We start from the raw sequence: 14,338 nt of genomic DNA on the forward strand, positions 1-14,338 counted from the left end.
GCGATGCAAGTGCGCGCTATCTTGCGCGCGCAAGCATCGCCTCCCCGCGCTTACTGGAGCAAATTGCTGGCGACCGGGTACTCCGGGAAAGGCTCCGCTGCCGGGATGAGCACACCCGCCGCCATCTCGCCGCCCGCCGGTTCATTGCCGCATTCGCCGCGATATTCGCGGGGATTGGCACCGAACACCCGCTTGAACATGCGGCTGAAATGGGCCGGGCTCTTGAAGCCGACACCGTAGGCGATCTCGCTGATCGAGATGTCGCGCGGATCGGAGCTGGAAAGCCAGGCCTTAGCCTTCGCCAGCCGCTGCTCCCACACCAGTTCGGAGAACGACGTCTCCCGCAGCCGCAGTAGGAACGAGAGGTAGCGCGGGCTGATGCCGCAGCCCTTGGCGACCATCGCGGTCGACAGCTGGGGGTCGGACAGATGCACCTCGATGAAGCGCAGCACTTCCTCGAGCCGTCGGTCGGCGATCGACTGACGCACCGGCTGGACGTCCTCGCCCGCACGCACTGCATTGCCTATGAGGCCCAAGGCGGTCTCCACCAGCAACCGAGCCGATTCCTCGCCGAGACCGCAGTCATCGTGGAAGACGTCGGTCAGCATAGTCTCGGCGATCGCCATTTCGGGGCGCTCCATCGCCATGAACAGCCCGGTGCTGAAGTCCTGCCGGACGTGCGCGCGCAGGATGTGCGTGGGCACGGTCACGTGAAGGACCTCGTGAACGCCCTCACCATCCGTGCGGCATTCCATGAAGAACGGCGACATCGAGCGAGTGATGATGAAGTCGCCCGGGCGCGCCACCTTGTTGCCGCACTGGTTGGAGAACGCGAGTTCACCGCGCTTGACGAACCACAGGATCGACAGGTCGGTCGCGTCCTCGCGGATGTGCTGGCGCGAGCGGCGGAAGAACAGGTTGGCCGCCGAACGCTGCCGGATGATCGAGACGGGTCCCACGGCCTTGCGCTCCGAGCGGACGTCGATGATCGAGCCATCCTCGATCCAGAAGTCGCCGCGATAGTATTCCTGGTCGCGGGTGCCGCGGAACATGTGCTGGCATTCGCGGTAGTTGCGCTTGTCGAACGAGAACAAAGTCTCTGCCATGGCTCTCTCCCAATGGCGGGAGAACGGGCGCATTGCTGCGTCACCATCGTTCCCACCCCTGACTGCCGCCGATTCTTTCCGGTCGGGTCGATGTCCTTGGTAACACGAGAGGGCGCGCAGGCTCTACCTTGCGCGCAAATCGATCTTCATTGCGCGCATTGTCGATAAATATCGGTACAAGCCCGCGCGAACTCCCGCAGTTACCCTTCGCGCCCTTTCTTCGAAAGACGCCACTCGGGGGGATAATTGAGGTCGTGGTTCTTCACGACCTTGCCGATGCCCTGCTGGAAAGTATCGCCCTTGCCGAGGTTTACGTCGTTGGCACCGTCGTCCTTCATCAGCGGCAGCATGCCTTCGAGCCAGCCGGTAAGCAGGCTGCCCATGTATTCGCCGCGGTACTGTTTGTAGGCTTCGATGAAGGTCTTCTGCGCGACGACCACGTCGGTCGGCCGGGTAATCGAGCAGGCATGGGCATATTTGGCAGTCTCGGCTTCCAGCTTGTCTCGCGGAACCACCGAGTTGACGAAGTTGCAGTTCTGCATTTCGTCCGCCGTGAAGGGGCGGCCGGTGAAGAGCATCTCCGAGAAGCGGCGCAGGCCGACCATCTCCAGCCACTGCCACATGCGCGGTCCCCAGCCGGCGTAGCGGAACGAGGGGTGGCCGAACAGCGCGTCGTCCGAAGAGACGATGATGTCGGCGTCGGCGCACTGGTAGAAGTGCCAACCGTAGCAGTAGCCCTTGGCCTCGATGATCGAGATCTTCTTGAATTCCTGCAGCGGCCGGTTGCCCGAGCGTGCCTTGGCGTAATAGTCCGTCAGCCCGTGGAGGTAGCGGAACGAGCCCGGGGGCGGATACTTCACGTCGGGGTCCTCGATCTCGAGATCCGTGAGGAAGCCGTCGCCCGGCTGCGGGTTGAGGTAGAGATCGCCGTGCTCGTCGAGATCGCCGCCGCTGCCGAGGTTGTCGCCCTCGCCGCGGATCACCAGGACCTTCACGTCGTCGTCGATGTTGGCCTTGAACACCAGTTCGCCGAAACGCGCGCGCATGCCGATGGTGGCGGTGTTGTGCTTGTCGAGGCGGCTGAAGGTGATGGTGGCGATCTTGGTCGCCTTGTCCTTTTCGTAGCGGACGTGTTCCTCGGCCACCTTCTTGTGGTCGGCAATGGTCTTCATGAATCTCCCTCCCGCTGTTTTCGGTGCGCCACTGGAGTGGCTGCGCCGTGCTTTCCCGGGTGCTGCCACAGGCAATGCGGGGGGTATTGGCAATTCATGCGGGGTTCTCGATACTGCGCGCCGAAGGATGCGAGGCGCGCCGGTCCGAGCGCGCCCGGCCTGAGAGGATATGCCATGGGCCAGAACAGCTTTTTCAGCCTGGACGGACCGCTCGACGTGACGCCGGGCGGCGGCCAGGTGCGCGCCGCGAATTTCGCCGGGCTCGCCGGACTCGCCCGCAGCCATGGCCGCGATGCGCGCGGGATCGTCGAGCGGCACGGGATGGAGGCGCGGGTGCTGATCGACCCCGAAAGCCTCGTCGCCCCGCAGCAGGTGGCCGACACGCTCGAATACTGCAGCGCCCTGTTCGACGACCCGCTGTTCGGCCTCCACATGGCCAGCACGCAGGACCCCGAGGTGTTCGGCTGCGTAACCGCGCTGTGCCGATCGGCCCCCACGGTGCGCGCCGGCATCCGCTGCCTGATCGACTTTCTGCCGGTGGTCCACGCGCCCGACTGCGAGGTCGTGCTGATCGAGGGCCGCGAGACCGCCGAGCTGACCTGGCTGGTCAACACCGACATCGGCGTCAACGAACAGGCCAACTACCAGGCGGCCATGCTCAACGTGAAGCTGCTCCAGGCGATCGGCGGCCCGGCCTTCAAGCCTAGCTGGGTGAGCCTTTCCGCCGACCCGCGCGCCACCGACCTGCCAGAGATCGAGAAGACGCTCGGCTGCCGGGTCATGGGCCAGTCGACCCGCAACTCGATCGGCTTCCCCGTCCGCGCGCTGGAGCAGCCGGTGCCCAGTGCCAACCGCCTGCTCTACCGTCTGCTCGGCTCCTATCTGCAGCGGGTGAAGTCGGAGCACAGCCAGTCCATCATCGACAAGGTCGACAGCTACATCCGCGGTGCCCTCGCGACGGGTTCATGCTCGATCGAGCGCTGCGCCGAGAAGACCGGCATGTCGGTTCGCACGCTGCAATCGCGGCTGGCGGCGGAGGACGCCAAGTTCTCCGAACTGGTCGAGAAGCAGCGCGAAACCCTCGCCCGCGCCCATCTCGCCGACCGCCGGCTTTCGCTCGACGAGATCGCCGACCGGCTGGGGTACGGCGAGCAGACCAGCTTCGGGCGGGCGTTCAAGCGCTGGACCGGGATGACCCCGCAGCAGTTCCGGGCGGGCTGCTGAGGCTGCACAAGGCGACACAGGTTTACACGGTTTACACGGTCCAGGGGGGAAACTGCTCCCTCCGGGCCAAAATGTGTCGCCTTGCGCCCGAAAAGTGTCGCCTTGCGCGCAAAGAGTGTCGCCTTGTGGGTTACAGGTGTCGCCTTGCGCGGGGAAAGTGTCGCCTTTGGTGTCGCCTTGCACGCTCGCCCAAGGTGACACCTGTCACCTTGCGGGGGCGGAGACGGGGGAAGTTTACCGTGTCGGAACATGCCCGCCACCGTATCGCGGGCGGGGGTGTGTAGGAAAATGGATTGTCCTGACCGCCCTTTCTTGGACAGCGGCCGAGCCTCCTTGCTTCGTCATCTCCGCAAAGTTGGGAATGACGAGAGAAGGGGGAGCCGCTGGCAGATCAGGCCTTGGGCGTGACCCATACCTCCACCGGCGCCACGAACTTGCCCGGCGCGGGCTTGCCGACGTTCACGCGGTCGGCGGTGACCAGTTCGCCGGTGGCGAGGTTGAAGCTGGCCCAGGGCTTGGGCATGCGCCCGAAGGTCATCTTCTGGATGGGCTGGCCGGTGGCCGAATTCATGATCGTTGCGATGATGCTCATGAGCGCGCCGCTACCGAGCGGGCCACCCCTTCGTCCATAGGGCGCGCCCACGTTTTCCACGCTCACTCCATGGTGAGCACCACCCTGCCCGCCGCCTTGCCCGAGAACGCCGCGTTCATCGCCGCCGCATAACCGGCGATCGGATAACGCTTTGCAATTGCGGGGGAAAACAGCCCCTCGCCCGCCAGTTCCATCACCTTGCGGCGCATGGCCTCGGCCTCGGCCGGGCGCTTGAGCGCATGGTCGCGCATCTGCACGCCGATGAGGCTGGCGCTCTTGAGCAGCGGCAGGTTGGTGCGCAGCGCCGCGATCCCGGCGGGGAACCCGATCACCAGATGGCGCCCATCGTAGCCGAGGTTGCGGAAGGCGAGTTCGGTCGCATCGCCGCCGACCGGATCGAAGACGATGTCGACCGGCCTCCCGCCGTTCGCCGCCGCCACCTGCTCGCGCCAGTCGTCCGCGCCCGTGGTGACCACCGCGTCGGCGCCGCCCGCCAGAGCGGCGGCCTGCTTCTCCGCGCTCGAGGCCGAGGCGATGACGTGCAGGCCAAGGTGCTTGCCGACCTGGATCGCCGCGAAGCCCGTTCCGCCCGCCGCGCCGAGCACCAGCAGCGTCTCGCCCGCCTGCGCGCGGCCCCGGTCGGCGAGCGCGTAGTACGCCGTCTGGTAGTTCACCGCGAAGACCGCGGCGGATTCGAAGCTCATCGCGTCCGGGATCTTGGCCATGTTGGCGGCGCGGAAGCAGTTGGCCTCGGCAAACAGTCCGCCGAGCCCACCGCAGAACACGCGGTCGCCCGTCGCCAGATGCGTCACGCCCAGCCCCACCGCCTCGACCACGCCCGCGGCCTCGCTGCCGGGAATGAACGGCAACGGCGGCTTGAACTGGTACTGGCCCATGGCGGTCAGCACGTCGACGTAGGACACGCCCGCCGCCCGGATGGCGACGCGCACCTGTCCCTCACCCGGGCTGCCGGGGTCGAAGGGTTCGAGGGCGTAGCTTTCGGGCGGGCCGAACTGGCGGCCGATCACGGCGTGGGTCATGAAAGAGCTCCCAAGACGAGGTCCTTGGCCCCTGAACTTCCCTCCCGCAGGCGGGAGGGGTTGGGGGAGGGCTTGTTACGTTTCATAAAATCGCCGCAGAAAGGTCCACAGGCCCTCCCCCGGCCCCCTCCCGCCTGCGGGAGGGGAGATTGATGGGTTTCTGCCTGCGGCGGAACGGTTTTTTCAATGCTGGCCGCCGTCGCAGCGGACGATCGAACCTGTCACGTTCACCGAGGCCGGGCTCGCCAGGAACAGCGCGGCGGTGACGATCTCCTCCGGGTTCGCGGCATGGCCGCGCGGGATGGCGATCGGTCCCTGACCCTTGTCCGGCCAGGCCTCGACGATGTCGGTGCGGAAGGCGCCGGGCGACAGCGTGTTCACCCGCACATGCGGCGCATATTCCCACGCCAGCGAGCGGCTCATCGCATTGAGCGCCGCCTTGGACGACCCATAGGTCACCACCTGGGGCAGCGGCATCATCGAGCCCGACGACGTCACGTTGATGATGCAACCGCCCGGGCCGCCCGCCTCGGCGCGATCGAACATGCGTTTGGCGATGAGTGACGAGAGCCGGAACGGGCCCTTGAAATTCAGGTTCAGGACGGAATCGAACAGCTTCTCCGTGACCTCGTGGCTGGGCATGCGCGGGCTCATCCCCGCATTGTTCACAAGGATATCCACAGCCCCGAAGGCGGCGTAGGCCTCCTCGACCAGTCGGTCACACTCGTCCCAGCGGCCGACATGGGCGGCGATGGTCTGTGCCTTGCGGCCCAGGCTGCGCATCTCCTCGCAGACCACCTCGCACGCCTCCAGCTTGCGGCTGGCGACGATGACGTCGGCGCCGCGCTCGGCGAAGGCCCGGACCATCTGGTAGCCAAGCCCGCGCGAGCCGCCGGTGACCAGCGCCACCTTGCCGGTGAAGTCGAACAGCGGGTCCATCAGGCGTCCCGCGCGTTCGGGTAGCGTTCGAGCGCGGCAGCGGTGCGCGTGGGGATATGCTCGGAGGGGAACATGGTATCCACCGGCTTGGCGCGCTTCAGGTACGCGCGGGCGAGCTGCGAGCGGTGCGCGTCGGTCGGCCCGTCGGCGAAGGCGAGCGCCATGTTGCCGCCGTACCACTTGGCCAGCGGCATATCGAGCGAGATGCCCAGCGATCCGTGGATCTCCAGCGCCCGCCCGACCACGTTGGCGTAGACCGACGCCATCGCCACCTTGCACATGCCGATGTGCTTGCGCGCGGCGCCGTGCTTCAGGCGCCCGGCCTCGATCTCGTCGATCAGCCACGCGGTCTTGAGCACGAGGAGGCGGAACTGCTCCAGCTCGATCACCGAGTCGGCGATCTTGCCCTGCACCAGCTGGTGATCGCCCAGCTGCTTGCCCTTGGTGTGGCGCGAAACCGCGCGCTCCAGCATCATGTCGAGCGCGCGGTTGCACATGCCGACCGTGCGCATGGCATGGTGGATGCGCCCGCCGCCGAGCCGCGCCTGCGCGACCTTGAACCCCTCGCCCGGACCTCCCAGCATGTGGTCGAGCGGCACGCGCACCTTGTTGTAGCGCAGGTGCGCGTGGTGGCCGTTCTCGGGGTCGAAGTCGCCGGCGATGGCGACGTTGCGCAGGATTTCCAGGCCGGGCGTCTCGGCGGGGACGACGAACATGCTCATCCGCTCGGTCAGCGGAGCGTCGGGGTCCGTCACCGCGATGACCAGCAGGAAGCTGGCGAAGCGGGCGTTGGAGGAGAACCACTTCTCGCCCTCGATCACCCATGCGTCGCCCTCCCGCGTCGCCTTGCAGGTGAACACGTCGGGGTCCGAACCGCCCTGCGGCTCGGTCATCGAGAAACACGAGACGATCTCGCCGGCCATCAAAGGGCCGAGGTACTTCTGCTTCTGCTCCGGGGTTCCGAACAGGGCAAGGATCTCGGCATTGCCGGTGTCGGGCGCGGCGGTGCCGAAGACGGTGGGCGCCCAGGTGGAGCGGCCGATGATCTCGTTCATCAGCCCCAGCTTGACCTGCCCGTAGCCGGGCCCTCCCAGATGCGGGCCGAGGTGGCAGGCCCAGAGTCCCTGCGCCTTCACCTGTTCCTGCAGCGGCCTGAGGTGGCGCCTCGCCGCCGTGTAGCCGGGATCGAACTGCGCGCCCTGTTCGGGGAACAGCAGGTCCATCGTCTCGCACTCGTCGCGCACGAAGCGCTCCATCCAGTCGAGCTTGGCCTGGAATTCGGGTTCGATTGAAAAGTCGATCATGAAAGCCTCTCCACCATCCGGCCCGTGTCGACGAAGCACTGTTCCACGATCCTCGCGAAGAACCGCCCCGTCTCCTTGCTCAGTATCCCCGCCTCGGCCTGCGCGACCTTGTATTCGAGCAGGCAGCCCGACTTGAACTTCGCGAGGACCCCGAAGTAATCGAAATCGCGGATATCGCGGCCCGTGCCAGCGCAGTAATAACGCCCCAGTTCCTGCCGCGTCGGGAAGTTGGCCGGGTTGTTGAGCGCGGTCGGGAACTCACGGTCCGGCTCGTCCTCGTCGCGCATGCCGCCGGTGAACCAGCCCATGTCGATCATCGGATCGCCGATGGTGGAAAGCTCCCAGTCGATCATCGCCGCGAGGCGCGCGGGCGGGCCGTGATGGAACATCATGTTGGGCGTGCCGACATCGCCGTGGATGATGCCGCGCGTCTCATTCGGCAGGACATTACCGCGCAGCCATTCCTCGGTCGCGGCGTATCCCGGCAGTTCGCGCCCCTCGTAGCCGTAGCGCTCCTTGTACGAGGCGAGCTGGCCGGCCCAGCGATCGACCTGCCGCTGCAGGAACGGGCCGGGCTTGCCGTAGTCGCCGAGCCCGATCGCCTCGTGGTCGACGTTGGCGAGCTTGATGAGCCCGTCGACGATGGCGAAGGGGATGCCGTATTCGTAGGGCATCGTGTCGAACGGCGGCTCGTTGTGGATCTTCTCGTCGCGCAGGTTCGGCGCCCAGCCCTCGACCTTCTCCATGACGTAGAACGGCGCGCCGGCCACGCTTTCGTCGGCGCAGGAGCCGTAGCAGATCGGGCGCGGCACGTCGGTCTGGTTGAGCGCGGTGAGGATGCGCGCCTCGCGCAGCACGCCCTTTTCCGCGCCCGGCGGCGGCACCGCGGGCGGGCGGCGCATGACCATCGGCTTTTCCCCCCGGTCGAGCGTCAGCACGACGTTGGACGTGCCGCCCGAGAGCAAGCTGGTACGCAGCGGCCCGTTGCCCAGCTCCGGAACGTGTGCGTCCAGCCACTCGGTGAGCGGGCCTATCGGCGCGAGTATGTCGAGATCGGCGTCCATCATCTTCTCCTCAGCGGGCGCCCACCGGCTGCCTGAGCCGCGCCTCTATCTGTTTCCTGAGCGCTCGCAGCGCCGCCGCCGCCGCCCGGATCTCCTCCGGGTCGAGCCCGGGGACCAGCTGCTGCGCGATCTCGTCAGCGCGCGCGTCGATGGCGCGCTTGAGCGCCACGCCCGCCGGCGTCGGGCGCAGCAGCGCGGCGCGCTTGTGGTCGGGATTGTCGATGCTCTCGATCAGTCCGGCGTCGCGCAGCGCATTGGCGGCGCGCTGCACAAGCTGGCGGGCATGCCCCATCGAGCGGCCGATCTGCGCCACCGTCGGCGCCTGCTCCGCCTCGACCACGGCGTTGAGCACCATGTGCTCGCTGTCGTTGAGCGCGCATCCCGCCCGCGCGGTGCCGAAGACACTGCGCAGGCGGCTGTTCAGGCGGATGGTCTCATCGACGAGGCCCACCAGCGGATGACGCGACTCAGAAGCTTCGGTATCCATGACAACGGCGTGTCATGTTGACACGATCATGTCATTTCTTTGCCGCTGCCTGCTCGTCAAGCATCGCCCGGGCGAGCTGGAGGAACGCGGCGGTATCACCCTGCGCGGAGGGGATCGCCTTGCGGAACGTGGCGAAGCCGTGGATCAGCCCCTTGCCCTCGTAGAACGCGGTCGGCACGCCTGCCTCGACCAGCCTGGCGGCATAGGCCCGCCCCTGGTCGCGCAGCGGATCGAGTTCGGCGGTGACGAGCACCGTCGGCGGCAGGCCCGTCAGGTCGCCCAGGATCGGAGAAGTGCGCAGGCTCTTCGGATCGGCGGCGTAGTGCTGGCTGAAACTCGCCATGCTCTTGGCGTCGAGCATGTAGCCTTGCGCGTTCTGCGTGTTCGACGGATAGGTCCGGGAGAAATCGGTCGCCGGGTACATCGGCACCTGCAGCACCACGGGCACGGCCGCCGGCTTGTCCCGCAGCGCGGCCGCCGTGACGAGGGTGAGGTTGCCGCCCGCGCTGTCCCCGCTGAGGACGAGACCGGTGAACTCGCGCCCGAACGCCTTGCCGTTGGCCGCGACCCAGCGCGCCGCCGCTTCGCCGTCGTCGGGCGCGGCGGGCCAGGGATTCTCGGGCGCGAGGCGGTATTCGACCGAGACCACCGGCAAGTCGAGCTGCCGCGCGATCTCCGCGGCGATCCCCGCATGGGTATCGATGCTGCCGAGCACGTAGCCGCCGCCGTGGTAGAACACCACGACCGGGCCGGGCGCCCGCGTCGCGCGCGTGTCGAACAGGCGCAGCGCGATCGGGCCGGCTGGTCCCGGCATGGTCAGGTCCTTCGTCACCGCCATCGCGCCGACCGGCAGGTCCTGCTGTGACATCGCGGCGAGCGCGGCGGGCGGCAGCTTGTGGATCTGCATCAGCATCTCGCGCGTGAACGCGGGCTGGGGCTTGGCGTAATAGGCCTTGAGATAGGCTTCGACATCGGGCCGGATGTAGGGCTTGGCAACCTCGGGAGCCTTGGCGGCAGCCGCGACGGGCGCTGGCTCCTTTGCTGCCGCCAGCATGGGACTGAGGGAGAACAGGGCCGCGCCGGTAACCAGCAGGCAGCGAAGGGCAGGCATCCTCGACATCGTCATCATCGACTTCCTCTCTTGCGGGGGATCGTTCTTGTAGCAGCGCAGTACAGCGCATTTTGGTCAGCGGCGAAGTATTCTGCCTCAGACCACCGCGACCGAATTGCCGTAGAGCTTGCGCAGTTCATGCTTGGCCAGCTTGCCCGAGGGCAGTCGCGGCAGTTCGGGGACGAATTCGTATTCGCGCGGGGCGGTGACGGCGGAGATGTTCGCGGCGCACCAGTCGCGCAGGGATGCCTCGAGCGCGGGCCCGGCCTCGGCCCAGTCCTTGGGCTGGACCACCGCCTTGACCTTCTCGCCGTACTCCGGATCGGAGACGCCCAGCACCGCCACGTCGAGGACCTGCGGGTGGACGATCAGGCAGTCCTCGATCGCCTGCGGGTAGATGTTCACCCCGCCCGAGATGATCATGAAGTCCTTGCGGTCGGTGAGGTAGAGATAACCCTCCTCGTCGAGCCGCCCGATGTCGCCCACCGCGAACCAGTCGTCATGGTCGGGATGCGTCGCCCCGCGCGTCTTGGCGGCATCGTTGAGATAGTTGACGCGCCGTCCCCCAGGAGCCTCGAAGTAGACCACCCCTGCCTCGCCCGGCGGCAGTTCGCGGCCCGTCTCGTCGCAGATGTGGATGGGGCCGAGGGATGTGCGGCCGACCGAGCCGGGATGCGCCAGCCACTCCTGCGAGGTGATCGCGGTGGCGCCGACGCCCTCGGTACTGCCGTAGTATTCGAAGAGGATCGGGCCCCACCACTCGATCATGCGCCGCTTGATCTCGACCGGGCACGGCGCGGCGGCGTGGATCGCCATGCGCAGCGAGGACATGTCGTAGGCCGACCGGACCTCGTCCGGCAGCGCCAGGAAGCGCACGAACATGGTCGGCACGAACTGGGCGATGCCCACCTCGTAACGGTCGATCGCGGCAAGCACGCCCTCGGCATCGAACTTGCGCTGGGTGACGAAGGTGCCGCCGAGCCGGTGCGCGCAGATCATGCCGGACAGCGGCGCGCCGTGGTAGAGTGGGCCGACGTTGAGCGATACCAGCGGATCAAGCTGCCGGTACATCGGCAGCACGCCCTCGAGCGCGTTGAACTCGTCGATCGGGCCCGGCGTGAAGGGCAGGACGATGCCCTTGGGGCGTCCCGTGGTGCCGCTGGAGTAGATCATGTGAAAGCCGGAAATCTCATCCGGCACGGGCTCGGCGGGCTGCTCCGCCAGCGCTTCGGCCAGCGACCGGGCGCCGGCCATGGCGCCCTCGCCCGCCAAGTCGCCGGCGTGGAACACCTGGGTCACGCCGGGGACAAGGCTCTCGCGGTCCTGCGCCAGCGCGCGCGGCGTCTCGCCGATCGAGGCGGAGAGGAACAGCACCCTCACCTCCGCGTCGCCGATGATGTAGGCCGCCTCGGCGGGCTTGAGATGGGTGGAGAGCAGCGTCACGAAGCACCCGCACCGCGTCGCGCCCCAGTAGACCATCGCGAACTCGGGCGAGTTGCGGAGCATCACCGCGATCCGGTCCCCCGGCTTCAGGCCGAGCGAACGCAGCAACTGCGCGACGCGGTTGGAGCCTTCGTCGAGCGCGCGGTAGGTCAGCGTCTCGCCGGTGTCGGCGACGACCAGCGCGGCGGCGTCCGGCGTCGTTTGGGCGTGGTGCGACGGATGATGACCCGGCATCGTGACTTCTCCCCTGAGCGGCCGCGGCGTGATCGCCGTCGGCCTTCAGGGGATCAATATACGCCGCCCTGCTCTTCCGCAAAGTTCCCGGCATCGGCGTGGTTGGCCGCGGCGGATGCCTCGCGCGCATCGCGGGCACCCCGGATCTGCGACACCAGCGCATCGCGGCGGCGGGTGAATTCGTCCTCCGCGGTGTATTGCCGAGGTTCGGTGTCGGGCTTGAAGGCTTCCCAGATTACCGCGGCTTTCGGCTCGTCACTGGGCTCCACGCCCATGACGCGCTTGCCGGTCACGCGGTCGATGCGGACCATGCGGACGCCGGTCGGAGCGACGAAGGGCTGGTGGCCCCAGCGCGCGCGCGTGGCTTCCAGCACGTCCTTGAATATCGGCGCGGCGATGCGGCCACCCTGGGCATAGCCGCCCAGCGAGCGCGGCGAATCGTAGCCGAGGTAGACGCCGCCGACGTAGTCCTGGTTGCCGCCCATGAACCACACGTCGGTCGGCCCGCTGGTGGTGCCGGTCTTGCCGAACAGCGGCAGCTTGAGGTCGCGCAGGCGCTCGGCGGTGCCGCGGGTGACCACGCCCTCGAGCATGTGGACGGTCTGGTAGGCGGTCGCGGCGTCGATCACCTGCTTGCCCTTGCGGGCGACGCGCGGCATCGGCTTGCCGTCCCACTGCGGCATGTTGCAGGTGTCGCAGCGGCTCTTGTCGGCGCGCCAGATCACCTTGCCGTTGCGGTCCTGGACGTAGTCGATGACCGAGCCCGAGAACTGCACGCCGTTGTTGGCGAGCGCCGCGTAGGCGTTGATCATGCGCGCCACGGTGGTCTCACCCGCGCCGAGTGCGAACGAGAGATAGTTCTGATAGTCGCCGATCCCCATGTTGTGGAACGTGCGCGTGACCTTCTTCATGCCGACGTCGTTGGCGATGCGCACCGTCATCAGGTTGCGCGACTGCTCGAGCCCCCAGCGCAGCGTATGGCTGCCGCCCCCGCCCCCGCCGAAGTTACGGAAGCACTTGTTGCCCAGGTTCGCGCCCTGGAAGACGCAGAACGTGCCGTCGAGCACCTGCGTCGCCGGCGTCATGCCGTTCTGCAGCGCGGTGGCATAGACGAAGGGCTTGATCGTCGAGCCCGGCTGGCGCTCGGCCTGTACGGCGCGGTTGAAGGAATCGAGGCCGGCGTCGAAGCCGCCCTGCATCGCGACGACGCGCCCGGTTGCGGGCTGTTCGATGACCATGCCGCCCGAGACCTCGGGAACCGCGCGCAGCGCCCAGGTTCCGGCGGTGACCGGCGCGGCGGTGACGAGGTCGCCCGCCTTCGCGCGCTCGGAAATGCCGGTCAGCGTGGCGATGTTGCCGTCGGAGAAGCCGATGCGGCCCGTTCCGCCAATGGTGCCGGGCGTGTCGAGGATGACGCCGACGCGCCAGTCCTTGTAGTCGACCGTCTTGTTGGCGACGACGAGCTGGGACTGCCAGTTCTCGAGGTCGTTGAGATGCGCGATCGGCCCGACCCACCCCCGGTTGCCGTGATAGCGCAGCAGTCCGCCGCGCAGCGCGTCGCGCACGGCCACCTGCATCCCGGTGTCGAGCGAGGTGCGGACCCAGAGCCCGCCTGCATAGACGCTGTTCGGGCCGTCCTCGGCCTTCTCGCCGTACTTGTCGATCAGGCGGCGGCGCACTTCCTCGACGAAGTAGCCGTTAGACGCCTGGTAGGCGTTGCCGCGCTGGGTGACGAGGCCGAGCGGCTCGGCCTTGGCGGCGGCGGCGGCATCGGCGGTGACCCAGCCGTTGCGGACCATCTGGTCGAGCACCCAGTTGCGGCGCTCGATCGCACGGTCCTCGTTCTTCTTGCGGCCGTAGACCTCGGGCGCGCGCGGCAGGATGGCGAGGAACGCGGCCTGGCTGAGCGTCAGGTCTTCCACGTCCTTGTCGAAATAGGCGCGCGAGGCGGCCTGGACACCGAACGAGCGGCGGCCGAGCGGAATTTCGTTGAGGTAGAGTTCGAGGATCTGCTGCTTCGTCAGCACGCCTTCGATACGGCGCGCGAGGAGCATTTCCTTGAGTTTGCGGGTGACCGAATACTCGTCACCGATGAGGATGTTCTTGGCGACCTGCTGCGTGATCGTCGAGCCGCCCTTGGCGCGCACGCCGGTGCCATACTTCGACGCATAGTCGACCACCGCTCCAGCGAGGCCGCCGATATCGACGCCGCCGTGGGTCCAGAAAGTGCGGTCCTCGGCCGAAAGGAACGCGTTGACCAAGGGCCTCGGGAAATCGACGAAGCGCAGCTGCACGCGCCGCTCGCGGGCGTAGGAATAGACGATCTCGCCGTCCATGCCGCGCACCATGGTCGGCAGCGGCGGCTGGTATTCCAGCAGCTTGTTCGCATCGGGCATGTCGCGCGTCAGCACGATCCAGAATACCCCGAGCCCGACCAGTCCGGCCGCGCAAAGGTAGCCGAAGCGGCGAAGCCACTTGCGCTCGCGCCAAGCCCTACCGATCGAGCGCTTTACGCCGGCGAACCCGCCGGAAGCCTCGCGGCGGATGCGGAAGGTCGCGTCTTCGGGCGGCTGCTCGCCGGGATCATTCGCGTCGGTCATTGCGCCGGTCCTCTAGCACGGC

Annotated in this window: 12 protein-coding genes; 1 reads left to right on the forward strand and 11 read right to left on the reverse strand. The window is 67.5% G+C overall.

Going from position 1 to position 14,338, the window contains the following annotated elements:
- Nucleotides 1-50: 50 nt before the first annotated feature.
- Both PMI02_RS00575 and PMI02_RS00580 read right to left on the reverse strand, forming a co-directional pair.
- Nucleotides 51-1,106: an AraC family transcriptional regulator gene (locus tag PMI02_RS00575; protein WP_007677212.1), complete on the reverse strand. Its 1,056-nt coding sequence runs from the start codon at nt 1,104-1,106 to the stop codon at nt 51-53.
- A gap of 200 nt (nt 1,107-1,306) precedes the next feature.
- Nucleotides 1,307-2,278 carry an enoyl-CoA hydratase/isomerase family protein gene (locus PMI02_RS00580; RefSeq protein ID WP_007677213.1) on the reverse strand — a complete coding sequence of 324 codons (972 nt, stop codon included), beginning with the start codon at nt 2,276-2,278 and terminating at the stop codon, nt 1,307-1,309.
- Nucleotides 2,279-2,452: 174 nt separating this feature from the next.
- Between PMI02_RS00580 and PMI02_RS00585 the strand changes: the two genes are divergently transcribed.
- Entirely contained in the window at nt 2,453-3,502 is a 1,050-nt protein-coding gene (locus PMI02_RS00585) for an AraC family transcriptional regulator (RefSeq protein WP_007677215.1), read from the forward strand.
- A gap of 391 nt (nt 3,503-3,893) precedes the next feature.
- On the opposite strand, the gene PMI02_RS00590 is transcribed toward PMI02_RS00585, so the two are convergent.
- The 9 genes from PMI02_RS00590 to PMI02_RS00630 all read right to left on the reverse strand — a co-directional run bounded on the left by PMI02_RS00590 (nt 3,894) and on the right by PMI02_RS00630 (nt 14,316).
- Entirely contained in the window at nt 3,894-4,094 is a 201-nt protein-coding gene (locus PMI02_RS00590) for a hypothetical protein (protein WP_036501610.1), read from the reverse strand.
- A 62-nt stretch (nt 4,095-4,156) separates the two neighbouring features.
- On the reverse strand, nt 4,157-5,134 hold the full coding sequence (locus tag PMI02_RS00595) for an NADPH:quinone oxidoreductase family protein (protein ID WP_007677221.1): 978 nt from the start codon (nt 5,132-5,134) through the stop codon (nt 4,157-4,159).
- 183 nt (nt 5,135-5,317) lie between these two features.
- A complete protein-coding gene (locus PMI02_RS00600) occupies nt 5,318-6,073 on the reverse strand; it encodes an SDR family NAD(P)-dependent oxidoreductase (protein WP_007677223.1) in 756 nt (251 codons plus the stop codon).
- Nucleotides 6,073-7,377, reverse strand: coding sequence for an acyl-CoA dehydrogenase family protein (locus PMI02_RS00605; protein ID WP_007677227.1), 1,305 nt, complete (start codon nt 7,375-7,377; stop codon nt 6,073-6,075). Before PMI02_RS00605 ends, PMI02_RS00600 begins: the two co-directional genes overlap by 1 nt.
- Nucleotides 7,374-8,441 (reverse strand): phosphotransferase family protein, encoded by a 1,068-nt coding sequence (locus PMI02_RS00610; RefSeq protein ID WP_007677230.1) that lies wholly within the window; start codon nt 8,439-8,441, stop codon nt 7,374-7,376. Before PMI02_RS00610 ends, PMI02_RS00605 begins: the two co-directional genes overlap by 4 nt.
- Nucleotides 8,442-8,451: 10 nt before the next feature.
- A complete protein-coding gene (locus tag PMI02_RS00615) occupies nt 8,452-8,928 on the reverse strand; it encodes a MarR family winged helix-turn-helix transcriptional regulator (protein ID WP_007677238.1) in 477 nt (158 codons plus the stop codon).
- 31 nt (nt 8,929-8,959) lie between these two features.
- Nucleotides 8,960-10,057: an alpha/beta hydrolase gene (locus tag PMI02_RS00620; protein ID WP_007677239.1), complete on the reverse strand. Its 1,098-nt coding sequence runs from the start codon at nt 10,055-10,057 to the stop codon at nt 8,960-8,962.
- 78 nt (nt 10,058-10,135) lie between these two features.
- Nucleotides 10,136-11,716, reverse strand: a complete 1,581-nt coding sequence (locus tag PMI02_RS00625; protein WP_007677241.1) for an AMP-binding protein — start codon at nt 11,714-11,716, stop codon at nt 10,136-10,138.
- Between the two features lie 53 nt (nt 11,717-11,769).
- Nucleotides 11,770-14,316 (reverse strand): penicillin-binding protein 1A, encoded by a 2,547-nt coding sequence (locus tag PMI02_RS00630; protein WP_007677243.1) that lies wholly within the window; start codon nt 14,314-14,316, stop codon nt 11,770-11,772.
- Nucleotides 14,317-14,338 lie beyond the last annotated feature (22 nt).

Origin of the sequence: Novosphingobium sp. AP12, assembly GCF_000281975.1 — a bacterium.
Classification (GTDB): Bacteria; Pseudomonadota; Alphaproteobacteria; order Sphingomonadales; family Sphingomonadaceae; genus Novosphingobium.